Annotated in this window: 18 protein-coding genes and 1 pseudogene; 12 read left to right on the top strand and 7 right to left on the bottom strand. The window is 52.1% G+C overall.

Going from position 1 to position 19,424, the window contains the following annotated elements:
- Nucleotides 1-4 precede the first annotated feature (4 nt).
- The gene (locus IG609_RS17385) at nucleotides 5-898 is read left to right on the top strand and encodes a LysR family transcriptional regulator ArgP (RefSeq protein ID WP_116155383.1); all 894 of its coding nucleotides are present in this window, start codon (nucleotides 5-7) and stop codon (nucleotides 896-898) included.
- 105 nt (nucleotides 899-1,003) lie between these two features.
- Here the strand turns inward: IG609_RS17385 and IG609_RS17390 are convergent, their stop codons facing one another.
- The 3 genes from IG609_RS17390 to IG609_RS17400 form a co-directional block, all read right to left on the bottom strand.
- Complete coding sequence (locus IG609_RS17390; protein WP_193398446.1) at nucleotides 1,004-1,729, bottom strand: oxidative stress defense protein; 726 nt, start codon at nucleotides 1,727-1,729, stop codon at nucleotides 1,004-1,006.
- 252 nt (nucleotides 1,730-1,981) lie between these two features.
- A complete protein-coding gene (argO, locus tag IG609_RS17395; protein ID WP_193398215.1) occupies nucleotides 1,982-2,596 on the bottom strand; it encodes an arginine exporter ArgO in 615 nt (204 codons plus the stop codon).
- 102 nt (nucleotides 2,597-2,698) lie between these two features.
- The gene (locus tag IG609_RS17400; RefSeq protein WP_193398214.1) at nucleotides 2,699-3,517 is read right to left on the bottom strand and encodes an IclR family transcriptional regulator; all 819 of its coding nucleotides are present in this window, start codon (nucleotides 3,515-3,517) and stop codon (nucleotides 2,699-2,701) included.
- Nucleotides 3,518-3,996: 479 nt separating this feature from the next.
- Here IG609_RS17400 and IG609_RS17405 point away from each other — a divergent pair, with 479 nt between their 5' ends.
- The 11 genes from IG609_RS17405 to araD all read left to right on the top strand — a co-directional run bounded on the left by IG609_RS17405 (nucleotide 3,997) and on the right by araD (nucleotide 15,616).
- Nucleotides 3,997-5,526, top strand: a complete 1,530-nt coding sequence (locus IG609_RS17405; RefSeq protein ID WP_193398213.1) for a sugar ABC transporter ATP-binding protein — start codon at nucleotides 3,997-3,999, stop codon at nucleotides 5,524-5,526.
- A gap of 108 nt (nucleotides 5,527-5,634) precedes the next feature.
- Nucleotides 5,635-6,717 carry an ABC transporter permease gene (locus tag IG609_RS17410; protein WP_102118504.1) on the top strand — a complete coding sequence of 361 codons (1,083 nt, stop codon included), beginning with the start codon at nucleotides 5,635-5,637 and terminating at the stop codon, nucleotides 6,715-6,717.
- A 63-nt stretch (nucleotides 6,718-6,780) separates the two neighbouring features.
- Entirely contained in the window at nucleotides 6,781-7,881 is a 1,101-nt protein-coding gene (locus IG609_RS17415; RefSeq protein WP_193398212.1) for an ABC transporter substrate-binding protein, read from the top strand.
- A 14-nt stretch (nucleotides 7,882-7,895) separates the two neighbouring features.
- Nucleotides 7,896-8,741 carry an SMP-30/gluconolactonase/LRE family protein gene (locus tag IG609_RS17420; RefSeq protein WP_193398211.1) on the top strand — a complete coding sequence of 282 codons (846 nt, stop codon included), beginning with the start codon at nucleotides 7,896-7,898 and terminating at the stop codon, nucleotides 8,739-8,741.
- Nucleotides 8,742-8,991: 250 nt separating this feature from the next.
- The gene (gene yiaK, locus IG609_RS17425; RefSeq protein ID WP_193398210.1) at nucleotides 8,992-9,990 is read left to right on the top strand and encodes a 3-dehydro-L-gulonate 2-dehydrogenase; all 999 of its coding nucleotides are present in this window, start codon (nucleotides 8,992-8,994) and stop codon (nucleotides 9,988-9,990) included.
- 14 nt (nucleotides 9,991-10,004) lie between these two features.
- A complete protein-coding gene (locus IG609_RS17430; RefSeq protein WP_193398209.1) occupies nucleotides 10,005-10,478 on the top strand; it encodes a NanQ anomerase/TabA/YiaL family protein in 474 nt (157 codons plus the stop codon).
- Between the two features lie 121 nt (nucleotides 10,479-10,599).
- Nucleotides 10,600-11,901, top strand: a complete 1,302-nt coding sequence (locus IG609_RS17435; protein WP_193398208.1) for an MFS transporter — start codon at nucleotides 10,600-10,602, stop codon at nucleotides 11,899-11,901.
- Nucleotides 11,901-13,406, top strand: a complete 1,506-nt coding sequence (locus IG609_RS17440) for an FGGY-family carbohydrate kinase (protein ID WP_284070740.1) — start codon at nucleotides 11,901-11,903, stop codon at nucleotides 13,404-13,406. The genes IG609_RS17435 and IG609_RS17440 overlap by 1 nt, the downstream gene beginning before the upstream one ends.
- Nucleotides 13,403-14,059: a 3-keto-L-gulonate-6-phosphate decarboxylase UlaD gene (ulaD, locus tag IG609_RS17445; RefSeq protein WP_193398206.1), complete on the top strand. Its 657-nt coding sequence runs from the start codon at nucleotides 13,403-13,405 to the stop codon at nucleotides 14,057-14,059. Before IG609_RS17440 ends, ulaD begins: the two co-directional genes overlap by 4 nt.
- A gap of 1 nt (nucleotide 14,060) precedes the next feature.
- Nucleotides 14,061-14,921: an L-ribulose-5-phosphate 3-epimerase gene (locus IG609_RS17450; protein ID WP_193398205.1), complete on the top strand. Its 861-nt coding sequence runs from the start codon at nucleotides 14,061-14,063 to the stop codon at nucleotides 14,919-14,921.
- A complete protein-coding gene (gene araD / locus IG609_RS17455; RefSeq protein ID WP_193398204.1) occupies nucleotides 14,915-15,616 on the top strand; it encodes an L-ribulose-5-phosphate 4-epimerase in 702 nt (233 codons plus the stop codon). Before IG609_RS17450 ends, araD begins: the two co-directional genes overlap by 7 nt.
- Before the next feature lie 46 nt (nucleotides 15,617-15,662).
- Here araD and IG609_RS17460 read toward each other — a convergent pair.
- The 4 genes and pseudogenes from IG609_RS17460 to epd form a co-directional block, all read right to left on the bottom strand.
- A pseudogene (locus IG609_RS17460) lies at nucleotides 15,663-15,791 on the bottom strand (mechanosensitive ion channel protein MscS); the annotation flags it as partial.
- Between the two features lie 132 nt (nucleotides 15,792-15,923).
- Entirely contained in the window at nucleotides 15,924-17,000 is a 1,077-nt protein-coding gene (gene fbaA, locus IG609_RS17465) for a class II fructose-bisphosphate aldolase (RefSeq protein WP_039487408.1), read from the bottom strand.
- Nucleotides 17,001-17,138: 138 nt separating this feature from the next.
- Nucleotides 17,139-18,302 (bottom strand): phosphoglycerate kinase, encoded by a 1,164-nt coding sequence (gene pgk / locus IG609_RS17470; RefSeq protein ID WP_039361752.1) that lies wholly within the window; start codon nucleotides 18,300-18,302, stop codon nucleotides 17,139-17,141.
- 72 nt (nucleotides 18,303-18,374) lie between these two features.
- The gene (gene epd / locus IG609_RS17475; RefSeq protein WP_014916731.1) at nucleotides 18,375-19,391 is read right to left on the bottom strand and encodes an erythrose-4-phosphate dehydrogenase; all 1,017 of its coding nucleotides are present in this window, start codon (nucleotides 19,389-19,391) and stop codon (nucleotides 18,375-18,377) included.
- Nucleotides 19,392-19,424 lie beyond the last annotated feature (33 nt).

The raw sequence follows: 19,424 nt of genomic DNA on the forward strand, positions 1-19,424 counted from the left end.
TTTCATGAAACGCCCGGACTATCGAACGCTTCAGGCTCTGGATGCCGTCATCCGCGAGCGTGGTTTTGAACGCGCTGCCCAAAAACTGTGTATTACCCAATCTGCCGTTTCACAGCGTATTAAACAATTAGAAAACCTGTTCGGCCAGCCGCTATTAGTCAGAACCATCCCGCCTCGTCCGACAGAACAAGGGCAGAAACTGCTGGCTCTGCTGCATCAGGTCGAGCTGCTGGAAGAAGAGTGGCTAGGCAATGAAACTAACAGCGATATCCCACTGCTGCTGTCGCTGGCGGTGAACGCCGACAGCCTCGCAACCTGGCTGCTGCCTGCGTTACAACCGGTGCTGGTCGATTCACCGATTCGTCTTAATTTGCAGGTAGAAGATGAAACGCGCACGCAGGAAAGGCTGCGCCGGGGTGAAGTGGTCGGTGCGGTGAGTATTCAATCTCAGCCGCTGCCAAGCTGTCTGGTGGATAAACTGGGTGCACTAGACTATCTGTTTGTCGCCTCGCCGAGGTTTGCCGCCCGCTATTTCCCGAATGGTGTAACGCGTTCGGCGCTGCTACGTGCCCCTGCGGTCGCCTTCGACCATCTGGATGATATGCATCAGGCCTTTTTACAGCAGAACTTTGATTTGTCACCTGGCAGCGTTCCCTGCCACATCGTGAATTCGTCGGAAGCGTTTGTACAACTGGCGCGTCAAGGCACAACCTGCTGCATGATCCCACATCTGCAAATCGAAAGAGAACTTGCCAATAACGAGTTAATCGACCTGACGCCAGGGCTGTTTCAGCGCCGGATGCTCTACTGGCACCGCTTCGCGCCGGAAAGCCGGATGATGAGGAAAGTGACGGACGCTCTGCTCTCGCACGGTCATCAGGTACTGCGGCAATCATAACGTACTGAGAAAGTGATACTGAAGTCGTGATAAAGAACAACAGGCCCGACTAATCAGGCCTGTTGTTCTCATCACGGTTTACACCACAATGGCTTAAGGTTCTCGCTACGGCGTACGCTGTAGCTCAAATACCACATCCACCTGATCGTCAAAGTGAATGGTTTGCTGTTCATAGGTTTGTGCCGCTTCGCTTTGCACCGCAGCATCTGCCGTTTTGAACATCCGTGCCATTGGCATCGGCTGATAGTTGGCAACGTGATAGCGAACGCTGTAGATCGGCCCCAACTTAGCGTTAAAGCCCTGCGCCAGCGCTTCCGCCTGACTCGTCGCCTGCTCAATGGCTTTCTTACGCGCTTCATCACGATAGGTTTCTGGGTTGGCAACGCCTAATTCTACCGTACGAATCTCATTCAGCCCCGATTTCAGCGCCCCGTCCAGCAGCTCGTTCAGTTTATCTAGCTGGCGCAGCGTGACTTCCACCTGACGCACCGCACGATAGCCTTTCAGCACCGAGCCACCTGTTTTCAGATAGTCATATTCTGGCTGCGTACGTAAATTGGCGGCATTAATATCTTTTTTCTCAATGCCATTTTTACCGAGAAAATCAAAATATTGTGCAACGCGGGCATCGACCTGCTTTTTCGCTTCAGCCGCATCCTTCGATGACACGCTCACTTCAATCGCCAAACGTGCGATATCCGGTGTCGCGTCTACGCTAGATGTCCCTGACGTCACGATATGTGGGCCATCCGGCAATTCCGCAGCCTGCGCAGCTATTGACACACCGCCCAGTCCTATCGCAGCGGCCAACGCCAGTGCATTGAGCTTCATCATACCTCGCTTCACACTCTCTCCTTACTTATGTTTCGTCACGCATGCCGCTCGCAGATTACCTGTATCAATAGATCGTCTGTATCAATAGACTGTCCGTATCAATAGATTATCTGTGCCAACACGGTATCTTCCAGAATGAAAGAGACAAGACGGATTGCTTTACCGGCCAACATAACGCATTACCAACTCCACACAATATAGGTGAATTTCTGAAACACAGCGTAAGGTGGGGTTATTTATTTGCACCCATTATTGCCAACCGTGACGCGCCAGTTGCAAGGCAATGCCCCACATCACTAGGCCGACAAAAAAGTTGATGACCCGCTGTACCCGCGGCGTATTCAGCCACGGCGCCAGCCAGGAGGCCAATAGCGCCAGCGCAAAGAACCAAGTGAAGGAAGCCGTCATCGTCCCTAGCGCAAACCAGCTTCGGGCATCGCCTGCAAACTGGCTACCCAGACTCCCTAGCACCACAAAGGTATCCAGATAGACATGCGGATTAAGCCAGGTCACCGCCAGCATGGTAGCAATAATACGCCAGCGGCTTTGTTTCATCACTTCGGCGCTGGCGAGCGCAATATTCTTGCTGAAGGCCGTTTTCATCGCTCCCCAGCCAAACCAGAGCAGAAACGCTACACCGCCCCAGGTCACCGCCCCCAACAGCAGTGAAGACTGACTCAGCAACGCACTACCGCCAAAAATACCAGCGGCAATCAGCACCATATCGCTCAAGGCACATAGCAGCGCCACCATCAGGTGATACTGCCGGCGAATGCCCTGATTCATCACAAACGCATTCTGTGGCCCCAGAGGCAGAATCATCGCCGCTCCCAACAAAACGCCCTGTAAATACACCGCCCACATACTTCTCTCCTGCATCATTTGTTGTTATCGCGGGGGAGTGTATGGAAGCCGATAAGATAAGTGAAATTGAATATTCTAACGCTACATTAGCTAAGCTAATGTTCAATTGGGTATGACAAACCCCAACTCTTGAGAAATACGCTGGGCAGTAGCAATCACTGGCTTAATCAATGATTTAATACCAATTTGTTGCAACTTAGCTGTTGGCAATGATACAGATACGGCATAAGGAACGCGTTGCTGAATGTCAAATACCGGCGCGGCAATGCACGATACCCCCAGCTCATTTTCTTCACGATCCATCGCGAGTCCGCGCTGGCGAATATCCTCCAGCTCTTCATACATTTTCGGTAATTCCGTGATGGTATTTTTCGTTAGCGTCTGAATTTCATTCTGATGGGTTTGCCAGTAGTGATCGGGATAATCACTCTTACCGTATGCCATAAAAATCTTACCCATTGCCGAACAATACAGCGGCATATGCTGCCCGATATAGGCACGGGTACGCATCATGCCGGTTGTCGGTTCCAGCTTGTAAATCAGGATAACGTGATCGTCTTCCCGGCTGGAGAAATTCACCGTTTCACCCAATTCCAGATTCAACTGCACCAAATGTGGAGATGCCACATGGATGATATTCAGCGACGATAGCGCTTTTTGCCCGATAGAAATAAATTTAGTCGTCAAACGATAACTGCCCGGCGAAGGGGCCTGTGTGACATAACCGCTGGTATGCAATCCCTGTAGCAACCGGTGCACGGTGCTTTTGTTCATACCTGCCAATTCGGACAGGTGCGCCAGCGGGCAACCATTTGGGAAGTTACTCAAAATTTCAATAAGTTGTAAACCACGAAACAGACTCTGGCTCCCCAGCGGTTTTTCTTTCTGATCGTCTTTTTCATTAACAGCTTTCGGACTCATAACAGATCTCCAGAATCGAGCCACCAGGCAATCTTGCCCAGGAATTCCTGCCACACAGTGCGTCGGGGCCGCCAATTCTCTTCAAGATAAAGATGTTACCGCAAGGGCTACATGAGGTGAAGTGGAACGGCATTTCATTGTCAACAGGGAGACAAAAATACGCAACATTGCCCTTAACCAGGAAGTGCGTAGTGCGTCACAAATACGAAACAACAAAAATAACACATTGTTTTTTATATAAATTAAAAACGCTTTCGGCTTTGCTTTAACGTTACGTTCGGCATATTATTTTTTGAAATCAGATTTCGTATATTGGAATTTAACGTTCACTAAAACACCTATAGTTTGTTTATTTTGTTTTTAGTTCATTGCTTAACCAGAGAAGGTATCTCAGTACTGATGCCTAAACGCGACAAGGATAAGTCACTTACCGATGTTGCATCGTGCAGGTTACAAGTACTGGATAAAAGGGCGCGTACATGAATCAAGTCAATATGGATTACCCCATACTAACGCTCAGCCATATCACCAAGCGTTTTGGTGGAAATATTGCAGTCAACGATGTCAGCCTCCAGGTAATGCCGGGGGAAGTACTGGCGCTACTCGGCGAAAATGGGGCCGGAAAATCGACACTCATTAAGGTACTGGCTGGCGTTTATCCTCGTGATCATGGCGATATTCAATTTCGCGGAACCAACATAGCCTCTGCCGCGGCGATAAAAAGTGACGGCCTCCAACCTATTGCCTTTATCCATCAAGATCTCGGGCTGATCGAGTGGATGACCGTCGCGGAAAATATGGCACTGGTGATGGGCTTCCCCCGTCGCTACGGCTTAATTGATTGGCGAGCGATACGCCGACGCGCCACTCAGGCCTTAGACGATGTTGGGATCGTGTTGGATCCTGATGCCCGTGTATTCGAACTTTCACGAACGGAAAAATCCCTTCTGGCGATCGCCCGCGCGGTGGCCGTTAATGCAGAACTGCTGGTGCTGGACGAACCCACCGCGTCGCTCCCAGCGAACGATGTTCGTCATCTATTTTCCGTCATTAACCGACTACGTGCGAAAAAGGTTGGCATGATCTACGTCACCCACAGACTAGATGAAGTGATCGAAATTGCCGATCGGGTTTGCGTCATGCGCGATGGCCGCTATGTGGCAGGAGGAAATACCGCAGATTACTCACTGCGCGATCTCGTGCAAATGATCGTAGGAGAAGCGATATCAGGCGATCAACGCGAACCACTACCCGAAGCCCAGTCCCCCGTTTTGCAATTGGACAATGTCATCGTCGGTGATATCGGCCCAGTCAGTTTCAGCCTGCAACCGGGGGAAATGCTGGCGTTGGCAGGTCTACGCGGCGCAGGGCAGGAAGAAATTGGCCGTTTGCTGTTCGGGCTTCGCAAGCGCGAAAGTGGAGATATCCGCTTTCGTGACGCACCTTACCGCGCAAATTCGCCACAACAGGCAATGAACAGTGGCGTGTCATTGGTAGCTGGCGATCGCACCAATGAGAGCCTAGTGATGTCGATGAGCGTACGCGAAAATTTGTTCATCAATCCCTGTGCCAGCGGACATAAATTGCTCTCAACCTATAGCCGGCGCGAAGAAATCGGGGCCAGTTGGTGGAAAGTACAACTGTTCGATGTTCGGCCAAAGAACGTCAATATCGATATCAGCGCGCTCTCCGGTGGGAACCAGCAAAAAGTGGTGATGGCACGCTGGATGCACCTCGGTGCGCCTTTACTTATCCTGGAAGACCCCACAGCAGGCGTAGATGTGGGCGCACGGGCAGAAATTTACCATCTGTTAAATAAATCACTCGCGGACGGTGTAGCCGTATTGGTGATCTCTAACGACTTTGAAGAAATCGCCCATATCTGCAATCGGGCGCTGGTTTTCAACCGTGGGAAAGTCGTTGGTGAACTCAAAAATCAGCAAGTCTCTTTTGCCAATTTATTAGAGCTGGCCTCTGCCAGCACTGGGGAAACCGCAGCCTCGATCTAAGAGGCTCGCTTACGCATTACAGCACAGACGGCCTTGATGGGTAACGGTTGGCTTTCAGTGAGCCATACCAACCACCCAAATTGCATCACCTGTTTGAAGGAAAAAATAATGTCGAATAAAACTTCAGTAAAATCAACGGCACTAGAACAGCGCGTGAGTCTATCTCAGGATGGCGCAGGCCCGTGGCTGACGCAAATGCTGACCCGCTATGGTCTGCTGTTGCTGTGCATTGCACTGGTTATTCTATTTTCTCTGACAACGCCGTCGTTTGCGTCTTTATTGACGCTACAGGCTATCCTGTCTAGCAAAGCAAAAATCGCGCTATTAGCCTTGGCCGCTACCATTCCCATGATCGTCGGAAAAATCGATCTCAACGTCGGCTTTGGCATCGTGCTCTGGCACATTTTGGCGATTACCCTTCAGGTGGAATACGGTTTTTCATGGCAGATGGCCGTGCTTATCGTGCTCGTGATTTCAGCACTGTACGGCCTGCTTAACGGTATTCTTGTGGCCCTTGCCGATATCGACAGCTTCGTTGCCACACTTGGTTCAGGCACCGTGCTATACGCTGTCGCGCTGTGGCACTCAGGGGGGCGTCAGATCGTTGGCGATCTACCGGATGCCTTTATTGCACTCCATCACACCGAAATAGCGGGGATCCCTCTCGCAGCCTTTTATGTGCTGGTTGTCGCCATCGTACTGTGGCTCATCACCGAACACACGCCGCTTGGACGCTGTATGTATGCCGTCGGCGGTAATCCGGCAGCCGCAAGACTGAATGGCATTTCTGTCAACCGTTTCACGATCGGTGCCTTCATTGCCTCAAGCGTATTAACCGGTTTTAGCGGAGTGCTGATTGCCGCCGAACAGGGCGTCGGGCAAGCCAGCGTCGGCATGGACTATTTGTTACCCGCGCTGGTCGGCGCTTTCCTCGGCAGCACCACCATTCGCCCCGGACGAGTGAACGTCTGGGGAACGGTAGTCGGCATCGCTATTCTTGCTATCGGCATTGCCGGAATCCAGCAATTTGGCGGCGAATTCTGGGTTGAACCGCTGTTCAACGGTGCAACGCTGTTACTGTCTATCACGCTGGCAGGCTATGCCCAGCGCCGTCGGTTACTCAATCAGAAAGCAGTACAACGTAGTCAAACCGTCAAGCCTCAACGCCCTCACCAGGAGAGTTCTCAGTAGGAAAACCTTCAAACCCGAAAATGATAACCATAACGCGACACATCACTAGCAGGAGTACACCCTATGAAACGTTTTTTGATGTTATCAGGACTTAGCGCACTCTTCTTGAGCAGTATGCCAACATGGGCGGACAGCTATCTTGATCAAGCGACAGCAGCGGTAGCCAAAGCGACCAGCAGCAGTACCCAGTGGGATGGACCGACCAGCGGGCCAGCACTTCAACCCAATAAAAAGATCATTTTTATCGCTTCCGATATGAAAAATGGCGGCGTACAGGGCGTACAACAGGGGCTGAGTGAAGCGGCAAAAGCCGCAGGCTGGAAACTGGAAACGTTGGATGGGGGAGGATCAGTCAAAGACCAACTGTCTTCACTCAATCAGGCCATTGCCCAGAAACCAGATGGTATCGTCATCGGGGGATGGAATCCAAACGTTGCTAAGATCCCGCTGAAAAAAGCGGTTCAGCAAGGCATCATTTTGACCGCCTGGCATGCGGTGCCAGAGCCCGGCCCCTTACCCAAATATGACGTTTTCTATAACGTCACCTCAGATTCTAATGAGGTAGCCCGTATTGCGGCACAGTACGCCGTCGTGAAGTCGGGTGGCAAGGCCAATGTGCTGATTTTTACCGATTCGCTCTATCAAATTGCACTCGACAAAGCCAATGTCATGAAGGAAGAGATCGGCAAATGCAGCGGCTGCAAAGTGCTGGAGTTTATTGATACTCCGCTGGCAGATACAGCAAACCGTATGCCCGCGATGACCTTTAGCCTGTTACAGAAATACGGAGATAGCTTCCAATATTCGCTGGCCATTAACGATCTGTATTTCGATTTTATGGCTCCTTCACTGAAGACAGCAGGTAAAGGTGGCAAAAATGCCCCTTACAATATCTCAGCAGGTGACGGTTCCGTCTCCGCTTATCAGCGCATCCGTTCCGGCGATAGCCAATCGGCTACGGTACCCGAGCCGCTGAAACTGCACGGTTGGCAGTTGTTGGATGAATTTAACCGTGCCTTTGCCAAACAGCCACCTTCAGGTTACGTGACGCCTGCACATCTGGTTACCGCAGAAAATATTGGCAGCGACGGCGGCAATAGTAATCAATATGACCCACAGAACGACTATCAAAGCCATTACAAATCCATTTGGGGCGTGAAGTAAGTGGAGACCACATCATGACACAGCAACTTGAGCGTCTGTGTTCTCCTGCCATCTGGGCCGAAGGCCCAGTATGGTTACCGCAGCAGGATGCCGTGGTATTCAGCGACGTCAAAGGAAACCAAATGTTTATCTGGTATCGCGATGGCGATATACGCATTTGGCGATCCCCATCGCACTATGCGAATGGTAACGCGCTGGATGCACAGGGACGTATCGTGAGCTGTGAGCATGGGCGGCGCTGTATTAGCCGCCACGAAAGCAATGGCGAGATTCGTGTGTTGGTCGATCGTATCGATGGGAAACGTTTCAACTCCCCAAATGATGTGGCGATCCGTAGCGACGGTACGATCTGGTTTACTGACCCACCTTACGGCATCACTGGCGATGAGGAAGGGTATAAATCAGAAAGCCAGGTCATCGGCTGTTACGTGTACTGTTTCGATCCACGTGACGGTTTACTCAGTATCGCCGCCAGCGATCTCCAGCGTCCTAACGGGTTAGCATTTTCACCGGATGAAACGCACTTGTATGTCGCAGATATGTCGATTGTTGATTTTCCAACACTTGGCCGCCGCGAACTACGGGTTTATCCGGTAGAGGGAAACCAACTCGGTACCGGACGCCATTTTGCTGCTGTGGCTCCCGGTTTTCCAGATGGTTTTTGTCTTGACCGTGCAGGGAATCTCTTTTGTAGCTGTGCCGATGGTGTATTAATTTTTAATCCCTCTGGCGAGCAAATTGGCAAGATCGATGTACCAGAACGCGTATCCAATTGCACATTAGGGGGCCCCAACGGCGATGAACTCTATATTACTGCAACAACATCACTGTACCGAATCAGGCTAACGCTCCCACTATAGGGGGCCGCCTCTCTGGCAGGGCGATTCTATCGCCCTACTCCGTCACGCCTAAACCCCACGTACAAGGCAAAATGCGCCCCAGATCACAAACTCATCAAATTAAAATAACCATCTGTTTTTAAATGAAAATTTAACACACTCTCGTTTTGACTTCATGCAAGCACAGGTATAGCATTTATTTGAAATGCAATTTCGCATAATGAAATATGACGAATAAAAAGCAACCTAATTATCGTCATGGAGACGCGTTATGAGAGTGAGTTACAACGACCTTAAGCAACAGTTCAAACGTGTTTTACTGGCGCGCAATGTAGCGGAAGAAACCGCCGATGCCTGCGCGACGCTGTTCGCCGATACTTCAGCCGACGGCGTTTATTCTCACGGTGTAAACCGGTTCCCACGCTTTATTCAGCAGTTGGACGCTGGCGATATCATACCCAATGCCGAACCCAGCAAACTGCTCTCACTCGGTGCTATCGAGCAGTGGGATGCCCATCAGGGCATTGGCAACCTGACAGCTCGCCGTATGATGGGTCGCGCTATGCAGTTGGCAGATGCACACGGTATCGGTCTGGTGGCGCTGCGCAACGCCAACCACTGGATGCGCGGCGGAGGCTACGGCTGGCAAGCCGCCGAGAAAGGCTACATCGGTATTTGCTGGACTAACTCGATCGCCGTTATGCCACCGTGGGGAGCAAAAACCTGCCGCATCGGCACTAATCCGCTGATCGTCGCCGTCCCCGGCAACCCAATCACCATGGTGGATATGTCGATGTCGATGTTTTCCTATGGCGCGCTAGAGATAAACCGATTGGCAGGCAAGACCTTGCCCGTTGATGGCGGGTTTGACAACGACGGTAATTTGACCCGCGATCCAGCCATTATCGAGGAAAACAGGCGCATTCTCCCAGCGGGCTACTGGAAAGGATCGGCCCTGTCTATTGTGTTAGACATGATCGCCACCCTACTGTCCGGCGGTGCCTCCGTCGCAGAAGTCACAGAAGATCATCGCGACGAATACGGCGTATCGCAGGTCTTCATCGCCATTGAGATCGATAGGTTGATCGACGGCAAAACCCGCGATGAAAAACTGAAACGCATAATGGATTACATCACCAGCGCCGAGCGCACACAACCGGATGTCGCCATCCGTCTGCCGGGCCATAAGTTTCCGCGTATTCGCGAAGAAAACTTGCGCGACGGCATCCCAGTTGATGAAAGGGTGTGGGCACGAATTCAGGCGCTTTAACAAGGAGACGTCCCATGATCTTCGGTCATATCGACAATACCGTTTTTGGTCAGCACCCTGCGCCTGTCGCCCGTGCGCTGGCCTACCTGCAAAAAACCGACTTCAGCGCCTTACCGGCTGGCCGCTACCTTGATGAAGAGACAGGCTATGCCGTTCAGGTACTGGATCTACACACGCAGGCTAAAAATGACTTACATCCCGAAGTCCATCGTCACAATATTGATGTGCAATTTTTAGTCAGCGGAACCGAAAAGATCGGCGTGGTAACGGATAACGGCCGTAATCCGGTACATCAGGAATGGAACGAAGCACGCGACATCTTGTTCTATCAGGATGTTGATGACGAGTCCTGGCTGACCATGCATTCGGGCAACTTTGCCGTGTTCTTTCCTCAGGATGTGCATCGTCCGGCCTGCATTCACGAGCAGTCCTGCTCAATCCGCAAAGTAGTGGTGAAGATACCGATGGCACACTTTCACGCGCCCTAATCGTTTCTGATTTTGTCATGTAACGCGACACATGCCTGCGGGCATGTGCGGGGATCGCTACGCGCGAAAAAGCCCAAAATGACGCACGCCATGCACGCAACATGTTGAAGGGTAAAGTGATATGAATACAGCTACAGTTTCTTCTAGCCAGCCCACAGCGGCAAACATTCCTCGATTACGCTGGTTGAGGATCGTGCCTCCTATTCTGATTACCTGCATTATTTCCTACATGGATCGCGTCAATATTGCATTTGCCATGCCCGGCGGTATGGATGATGAACTGGGTATTACGGCATCTATGGCGGGTCTGGCCGGTGGTATTTTCTTTATCGGTTATCTGTTCCTCCAGGTTCCGGGCGGCAAACTGGCGGTACACGGCAATGGTAAGAAGTTTATCGGCTGGTCGCTGTTAGCCTGGGCTGTTATCTCGGTACTGACGGGTCTGGTGACCAATCAATATCAGTTATTGTTTCTGCGTTTCGCACTCGGCGTCTCTGAGGGTGGCATGCTGCCCGTGGTGTTAACCATGATCAGCAACTGGTTCCCAGATAAAGAACGCGGTCGTGCCAACGCCATCGTCATCATGTTTGTGCCTATCGCCGGAATTTTGACCGCTCCGCTTTCTGGCTGGGTGATCACAACCTGGGACTGGCGCATGCTGTTTCTGGTTGAAGGAGGGTTCTCGCTGGTGGTTATGCTGCTGTGGTGGTTTACCATCAGCAACCGCCCGCAGGAAGCGAAATGGATTTCACAGGCAGAAAAAGATTATCTGATCAAAACGTTACAGGAAGAACAAGCAGCCCTGCAAGGAAAAACCGTCCGTAATGCCTCCCTAAGCCGAGTACTGCGCGAAAAGTTGATGTGGCAGTTAATCTTGGTAAATTTCTTTTACCAGACAGGCATTTACGGCTACACCCTGTGGTTACCCACTATTCTAAAAGGGCTAACCAACGGCAATATGGAACAGGTCGGCATGCTGGCTATTTTGCCTTATATCGGTGCGATCATCGGCATGTTCACGATCTCTTATCTGTCCGATAACTCAGGAAAGCGTAAAGTCTTCGTCGCATTACCGCTCGCCTGTTTTGCTATCTGCATGGCGCTGTCCGTCTTGCTCAAAAACCATATCTGGTGGTCCTATGCCGCACTGGTCGGCTGTGGCGTCTTCATTCAGGCGGCTGCGGGCGTGTTCTGGACCATTCCTCCCAAGCTGTTTGATGCCGGCGTCGCTGGCGGCGCTCGTGGTGTCATTAACGCACTCGGTAATCTCGGTGGTTTCTGCGGCCCCTATATGGTCGGCGTCCTGATTTCAGCCTTTAACAAAGACGTTGGTGTCTACAGTTTGGCCATCTCGCTGGCGATTGCTGCTGTACTGGCCATGATGCTACCACCGCGCTGCGATGAGTCTACGGAGGCAGCATGATGGACTATTTTCTGGGGCTCGACTGCGGCGGTACCTTTATCAAAGCAGGGATCTATGACATCACCGGAACAGAGTACGGCATCGCACGTCGTAATCTGCCAATTACCACACCGCAACCCGGTTGGGCTGAGCGCGACATGCACACCCTGTGGCAGACCGCTGCTGAGGTTATTCGCGAACTGCTGAGCAGAGCAGCACTCCCCACCAGCGCCATTTCTGGCGTAGGGATCTCTGCCCAAGGTAAAGGGTTATTTTTGCTGGATAAACATGACAAGCCGCTAGGCAATGCGATGCTGTCATCCGATCAACGCGCACGTGAACAGGTTCTGGCATGGCAGCAGGCAGGGATACCGCAAGCGCTTTATCCTCAGACGCGGCAGACGCTGTGGACAGGCCATCCGGTTTCGCTACTACGGTGGCTTAAAGACCACCAGCCAACACGCTATGCACAAATCGGTACGTTGTTCATGGCACACGACTATCTGCGTTTTTGCCTGACCGGAAAACGGGCTTGTGAAGAAACCAATATCTCCGAATCCAATCTCTACAACATGGATACGGGCCGCTACGACCCAGAACTAGCAAAACAGCTCGGGATTGCAGAAATCATCGATGCTTTACCGCCGCTTATCGGTTCTGCTGATATCGCAGGCCAAATTACCCCAGAAGCGGCACAGCTCACCGGGCTACAAGCAGGAACCCCCGTCGTCGGCGGATTATTCGATGTGGTTTCTACCGCGCTGTGTGCGGGGCTTCAGGACGAAACCCGACTCAATGCTGTAATGGGAACATGGTCTGTTACCAGCGGCATCACCGACACGCTCGCTGATGGCTACGACCATCCTTTTGTGTATGGCCGCCATGCGGAAGCAGGCCGTTACATCGTGCATGAAGCCAGCCCTACGTCTGCCGCCAATCTGGAATGGTTCTGCCAACAATGGGGGCTGAGTGACGGTTTAGAGGTCGATTATGCTCAGATCAACCGCTGGGTTTCGGATCTGCCTAAAGCAGGCAGCCCCCTACTGTTTGTCCCGTTCTTGTATGGCTCCAACGCCGGATTAGGGCTCAGCGCCAGCTTCTACGGCCTGCAAGCGTTCCACCAGCGAGAGCACCTCGTTCAGGCCATTTACGAAGGCGTGGTGTTCTGCCACATGGCGCACCTGAATCGTATGCGTCAGCGCTTCCCTCACGTGGACGCGTTACGAATTACTGGTGGGCCTGCCAAGTCTCTCCCTTGGATGCAGATGTTCGCGGACATCAGCAGCCTGCCTGTCGAACTCCCACAGGTAGAAGAAACCGGCTGTCTTGGTGCGGCGATGGCGGCGATGGTCGGCAGCGGTGCCTTTAGCGATTTCACTGCCGCCCAGCGGGTGCTCTCACCACGCATTACACGCCTTACCCCAGATGAAGACGTTCGCACAGCCTACGACAAAAAATACCAACACTATCAGGCACTGGTTGAGACATTAAAATCGCTGCAACCCGCCGTTAAGGAGAAACCATGAAAATGCAACCACGCCTGCAACTGGCGCTCGATCATACTCGGCTGGATGCGGCCTTAACGACAGTGGAGCAGCTTCATCCCTATGTCGACATTATCGAGGCGGGCACCATTCTATGCATCAGCGCAGGTATCCAAGCCATCAGCCATCTGCGGGAACGCTGCCCACAACACATTCTGGTAGCAGACCTGAAAGTCGCTGACGCAGGCGGCACGCTCGCCGAACAGGCATTTTCCCACGGTGCCAACTGGATGACCGTCATTTGTGCAGCACCGTTGCCTACCATGGCAAGCGCATTGGAAGTGGCAGAACGCTACCAAGGGGAAATCCAAATTGAGTTATTTGGTCGCTGGACGCTCGAAGACGCCAAAAATTGGCGCAACGTGGGTATAAAACAGGCTATTTACCACCGTGGACGCGATGCACAGGCTAACGGTCAGACTTGGGGACAACAGGATCTCGACGCAATGAAAGCACTATCAGACCTCGGCATAGAACTGTCCGTCACAGGGGGATTGACGCCCACAGATCTCCCCCTGTTCAGCGATATTGCCGTCACGTCCTTCATTGCCGGACGTGCACTGTCCGATGCTCCCAATCCAATCGACGTAGCTCAGCAGTTCCGCAGCGCGATTAACACAATCTGGAGGCCTTAAGATGCGCCAGCACCCATTAGGAATTTACGAGAAAGCGTTGCCAAAACACCTGACCTGGCCTGAAAGGCTGGCGCTGGCAAAGGCCTGTGGCTTTGATTTTGTCGAAATGTCAGTGGACGAAAGTGACGAACGCCTCTCACGCTTGGAATGGACAAAAGAACAGCGGCTCTCGCTGGTCAGCGCCATGTTGGAAACAGGTATCCGTATTCCTTCAATGTGCCTATCTGGGCATCGGCGTTTTCCCTTCGGCAGCCACGACGAGGCGTTACGTCAGCGAGCCTTTGCGATCATGGAGCAGGCGATTCAACTGGCTAATGATGTCGGTATCCGAACGATTCAATTGGCAGGCTATGACGTTTATTACGAACAGCAGGATGAAGGGACACTCGCCCGATTTACCGAAGGCATGCAGTGGGCCGTCGAACGCGCAGCCGCTGCACAAGTGATGTTAGCCGTAGAGATCATGGACACCGCGTTTATGAACTCGATCAGTAAGTGGAAAGCCTGGGATGCCTGCCTAGCTTCACCGTGGTTTACCGTCTATCCAGACGTCGGCAACCTGAGTGCCTGGGGCAATAACGTCAACCATGAGTTACAACTCGGTATCGATCGTATCGCCGCAATCCATCTAAAAGACACCTTTCCTGTCACTGAAACCTCACCAGGGCAGTTTCGTGACGTGCCATTTGGAGAAGGCTGCGTGGATTTCGTTTCCGTTTTCAAAACATTAAAGAACCTCAATTATCGCGGCGCTTTTTTGATCGAAATGTGGACAGAAAAAGCCGATGAACCGGTCGCCGAAATTGTTCAAGCGCGCCGTTGGATAGAACAGAAAATGCAGCAAGGGGGAATGACATGCTAACGTTACAACAGCTTAAACAACAGGTATTGGAAGCAAATTTGGATCTACCACGCCATCATCTGGTGACCTTTACCTGGGGTAACGTCAGCGCCGTCGATCGAGAACGCGGCGTCGTCGTCATCAAGCCCTCGGGCGTGGACTACGATTGTATGACCGTAGACGATATGGTGGTGGTCGACCTAGTTTCTGGACAACCCCTTGAAGGCAGCAAGAAGCCCTCGTCAGATACCGCAACACATCTGGCGCTGTATCGTGCGTTTACCGATATCGGCGGCATCGTACACACGCACTCTCGCCACGCCACCATTTGGGCCCAAGCTGGGCTGGATCTCCCCGCGTGGGGCACCACGCACGCTGACTATTTCTACGGTTCAATCCCGTGTACCCGGCTTATGACGCAGGATGAAATCGAACAGCACTACGAATTGGAAACCGGCAACGTCATCATCGAAACGTTCCGTCAACGTGGTATTAGCCCTACAGATATCCCTGCGGTGCTGGTCAACGCCCACGGCCCTTTTGCCTGGGGCAAAGACGCCCACAACGCAGTACATAATGCCGTTGTGCTGGAGGAAGTGGCTTACATGGGGATTTTTTCACGCCAGCTCACCCCTGGCATAGCGGACATGCAACAGGTTCTGCTGGATAAGCACTATCTGCGTAAACACGGGAAAAACGCCTATTACGGGCAATAAGAAAGGAAACGCATCAGGGGTCAATTGGCCCCTGATAACATAACGATTATTCCGCGCGTTCCTGCGGTACGTTATGCAGGTGCACACCCATCTGCGGATAAGGAATGGCAATATGGTGCTCATCCAGCACGCGTTTAAAGCTTTCCAGCAGATCCCAATACACCGCCTGCGCGTCGTCGAGAGCTCTGTACCTGCGTGACCGAGCCGGACACGCCCCCCAAACCCACCCATTCGCCAGTACGAAAACTCGCCAAAATTAAGGCTCCCGTAGGAGCCTTAGCATCAAACCATGTTTACGTCGTCTGACTTACAGCACATCAACAGCATTAAGCTCTTTGAAGGCTTGTTCCAAACGAGTCACCATGCTTGCCTGCGAGGCACGCAGCCATACACGCGGGTCATAGTATTTCTTGTTCGGCTGATCGTCGCCTTTCGGGTTGCCCAATTGGCCTTGCAGATACGCTTCGTTTTCTTTGTAGTATTTCAGGATACCTTCCCACGTTGCCCACTGGGTATCGGTATCGATGTTCATTTTCACTACGCCGTAGCTAACGGAATCTTTGATTTCCTGAGCACTGGAACCAGAACCACCGTGGAATACGAAGTCCAGGCTGTTGTGCGGCAGGTTATGTTTCTTGGAAACATATTCCTGAGAATCACGCAGGATGGTCGGGGTCAGCTTCACGTTACCTGGCTTGTATACGCCATGCACGTTACCGAAAGAAGCAGCGATAGTGAAACGTGGGCTGATCGCGTTCAGTTTGGTGTACGCGTAGTCAACGTCTTCTGGCTGGGTGTACAGCGCAGAAGCGTCCATGTGGCTGTTATCCACGCCGTCTTCTTCACCACCGGTGCAACCCAGTTCGATTTCCAAGGTCATATCGATTTTGGCCATACGCGCCAAATACTTAGAGCAGATCTCGATGTTCTCTTCCAGAGATTCTTCAGACAGGTCGATCATGTGAGAAGAGAACAGCGGTTTGCCAGTCGCAGCAAAGTGTTTTTCACCTGCGTCCAGCAGGCCATCGATCCACGGCAGCAATTTCTTCGCACAGTGGTCTGTGTGCAGAATCACTGGCACGCCATAGTGTTCAGCCATTTGATGCACATGATGAGCGCCAGAAATCGCACCCAAAATTGCCGCCTGCTGACCTTCTGCTTTCAGGCCTTTACCGGCGATGAATGCGGCACCGCCGTTAGAGAACTGAACGATGACCGGCGCGCGCACTTTGGCTGCGGCTTCCAGCACAGCATTGATTGAGTCGCTACCGACACAGTTCACTGCTGGCAAGGCGAATTTGTTTTCTTTTGCTACTGCGAAAACTTTCTGAACGTCATCACCAGTGATGACACCGGGTTTTACGAAATCAAAAATTTTAGACATGTTACGTGTCCCGTTTCGTTGGCCGTGGAGGGGTTAGAGAGGTCGATGTTAAATCGACAAGGTTGTCTCGACACGATATTGCGAACATCACCTATCGAGACAACCACAGGGAAGAGGAAAAGCGCCCCTTACCTTAAATTATTGCTTGGCACGTTCTTCCAGCATAACCACTGCTGGCAGTTTTTTCCCTTCGACAAATTCGAGGAATGCACCGCCACCGGTAGAAATGTAGGAGATTTTATCTGCAATACCAAACAGATCGATCGCAGCGAGCGTATCGCCGCCACCTGCAATAGAGAACGCGTCGCTCTCTGCGATAGCACGGGCGATGGTCTCGGTTCCTTTACGGAAATTCGGGAATTCGAAGACGCCAACTGGGCCATTCCACAGGATGGTCTTGGCATTCTTCAGAATTTCAGCCAGACGCTCAGCGGACACATCACCCAGATCCAGAATTTGCTCTTCGTCTTTGATTGCCGTAACAGACTTCAGCGTTGCAGCTGCAGTTTCAGAGAATTCTGACGCGACACGCACATCGCTCGGTACAGGAATATCACAGGTTTCCAGCAGCTTTTTCGCTTCAGGAATCAGGTCAGCTTCATACAGGGATTTACCCACGTTGTGGCCTTGTGCAGCAACGAAGGTGTTAGCGATACCGCCACCGACGATCAGTTGATCGGCGATTTTAGACAGGGAATCCAGTACGGTCAGCTTGGTGGAGACTTTAGAACCGCCCACGATCGCAACCATAGGACGTGCGGGTTCACTCAAGGCTTTACCCAGCGCTTCCAACTCACCAGACAGCAGCGGGCCTGCACAGGCAATAGTGGCAAATTTACCCACGCCGTGGGTGGAAGCCTGCGCACGGTGCGCCGTACCGAATGCGTCCATTACGAACACATCACACAGCGCCGCGTATTTCTTGGACAGGACTTCGTCGTCTTTTTTCTCGCCTTTGTTAAAGCGGACGTTTTCCAGTACAACCAGCTCGCCTTCAGCGACATCAACTCCATCAAGATAGTCTTTCGCCAGACGCACAGGAGAAGACAGTTTCTCTTTCAGGTAGTCAACGACAGGCAGCAGAGAAAACTCTTCGTTGTACTCGCCTTCAGTCGGACGTCCCAGGTGGGAAGTGACCATAACGCGAGCGCCTTGTTTCAGGGCGATTTCGATGGTCGGCAGAGAGGCACGGATGCGCGCATCAGACGTCACTTTACCTTCTTTTACTGGTACGTTCAGATCCGCACGAATAAGAACACGTTTACCAGCCAGATCCAGATCGGTCATCTTAATTACAGACATGGTGAATCCTCTTGTTGATTCTCTTTTAAAGTTGCTTGAGCGAGATAGCGACCCCAGATCGCCACCGTCGTACTAGAAACCGCTAGCCGCCATCGCCCGTGTTGTATCCAACATCCGGTTGGCAAAGCCCCATTCGTTATCGCACCAGACCAATGTTTTAATCAGATGCTGACCACTGACCCGAGTCTGCGTACCGTCAACAATGGCACTGTGCGGATCGTGGTTAAAATCAGCCGACACTAACGGCAATTCAGTGTAATCAACTATACCACGAAACGACTCGTGCGCTGATTTTTGCAATAGTGCGTTAATTTCATTCACGTTTACGGCTTTCCTGACGCTAACGCTCAGGTCAATTGCCGTGACGTTAATCGTCGGCACACGCACCGAGATCGCCTCAAAACGATCGACAAACTGCGGAAAAATACGGGTGATCCCCGCCGACAGTTTAGTATCTACCGGAATGATCGACTGGCTGGCGGCGCGTGTACGCCGCAGATCGTGATGATAAGCATCGATCACCGGTTGATCGTTCATCGACGAGTGAATCGTCGTCACCGTCCCATTCTCGATACCAAAGGCATCATCCAGCAGTTTGATGACTGGGATAATGCAGTTGGTCGTGCAGGACGCATTGGAAACAATGCGGTGCCCGCTTTCCAACTGGTGGTGATTGACACCAAACACCACCGTAGCATCCAAATCCGTCGTTCCCGGATGAGAAAACAGCACTTTCTTCGCACCTGCCGCCAGATGGGCTTCTCCATCTTCCCGGCTACCGTAAACGCCGCTGCAATCCAGCACGATATCGACACCGAGTTCTCGCCAGGGCAATGGCTGAATCTCTGCCTGATGCAACAGCCGAATACAGTCATCACCGACATAAAGCTGGTCGCACTCCTGACGCACATCCCACGAAAAACGGCCGTGGCTGGAATCATACTTGAGCAAATGCGCCATACCTTCCGCGCTCGCCAGCTCGTTAATAGCCACAACGGTAATCTCGGCTCGGCGGCCTGATTCATACAACGCACGTAAAACACTGCGGCCGATGCGGCCAAAACCGTTTATCGCAATACGGATTGTCATGGCGTTCTTTGTGATTCCTTGTGTCGTGGCAGG

This window comes from Pectobacterium quasiaquaticum (genome assembly GCF_014946775.2).
In the GTDB taxonomy this organism is placed as follows: domain Bacteria; phylum Pseudomonadota; class Gammaproteobacteria; order Enterobacterales; family Enterobacteriaceae; genus Pectobacterium; species Pectobacterium aquaticum.

Excerpts from the sequence above, each read along its gene's own strand:
- IG609_RS17385 (WP_116155383.1), top strand. The coding sequence starts at position 5 with ATGAAACGCCCGGACTATCGAACGCTTCAGGCTCTGGATGCCGTCATC.
- IG609_RS17390 (WP_193398446.1), bottom strand. The coding sequence starts at position 1,729 with ATGAAGCTCAATGCACTGGCGTTGGCCGCTGCGATAGGACTGGGCGGT.
- argO (WP_193398215.1), bottom strand. The coding sequence starts at position 2,596 with ATGTGGGCGGTGTATTTACAGGGCGTTTTGTTGGGAGCGGCGATGATT.
- IG609_RS17400 (WP_193398214.1), bottom strand. The coding sequence starts at position 3,517 with ATGAGTCCGAAAGCTGTTAATGAAAAAGACGATCAGAAAGAAAAACCG.
- IG609_RS17405 (WP_193398213.1), top strand. The coding sequence starts at position 3,997 with ATGAATCAAGTCAATATGGATTACCCCATACTAACGCTCAGCCATATC.
- IG609_RS17410 (WP_102118504.1), top strand. The coding sequence starts at position 5,635 with ATGTCGAATAAAACTTCAGTAAAATCAACGGCACTAGAACAGCGCGTG.
- IG609_RS17415 (WP_193398212.1), top strand. The coding sequence starts at position 6,781 with ATGAAACGTTTTTTGATGTTATCAGGACTTAGCGCACTCTTCTTGAGC.
- IG609_RS17420 (WP_193398211.1), top strand. The coding sequence starts at position 7,896 with ATGACACAGCAACTTGAGCGTCTGTGTTCTCCTGCCATCTGGGCCGAA.
- yiaK (WP_193398210.1), top strand. The coding sequence starts at position 8,992 with ATGAGAGTGAGTTACAACGACCTTAAGCAACAGTTCAAACGTGTTTTA.
- IG609_RS17430 (WP_193398209.1), top strand. The coding sequence starts at position 10,005 with ATGATCTTCGGTCATATCGACAATACCGTTTTTGGTCAGCACCCTGCG.
- IG609_RS17435 (WP_193398208.1), top strand. The coding sequence starts at position 10,600 with ATGAATACAGCTACAGTTTCTTCTAGCCAGCCCACAGCGGCAAACATT.
- IG609_RS17440 (WP_284070740.1), top strand. The coding sequence starts at position 11,901 with ATGGACTATTTTCTGGGGCTCGACTGCGGCGGTACCTTTATCAAAGCA.
- ulaD (WP_193398206.1), top strand. The coding sequence starts at position 13,403 with ATGAAAATGCAACCACGCCTGCAACTGGCGCTCGATCATACTCGGCTG.
- IG609_RS17450 (WP_193398205.1), top strand. The coding sequence starts at position 14,061 with ATGCGCCAGCACCCATTAGGAATTTACGAGAAAGCGTTGCCAAAACAC.
- araD (WP_193398204.1), top strand. The coding sequence starts at position 14,915 with ATGCTAACGTTACAACAGCTTAAACAACAGGTATTGGAAGCAAATTTG.
- fbaA (WP_039487408.1), bottom strand. The coding sequence starts at position 17,000 with ATGTCTAAAATTTTTGATTTCGTAAAACCCGGTGTCATCACTGGTGAT.
- pgk (WP_039361752.1), bottom strand. The coding sequence starts at position 18,302 with ATGTCTGTAATTAAGATGACCGATCTGGATCTGGCTGGTAAACGTGTT.
- epd (WP_014916731.1), bottom strand. The coding sequence starts at position 19,391 with ATGACAATCCGTATTGCGATAAACGGTTTTGGCCGCATCGGCCGCAGT.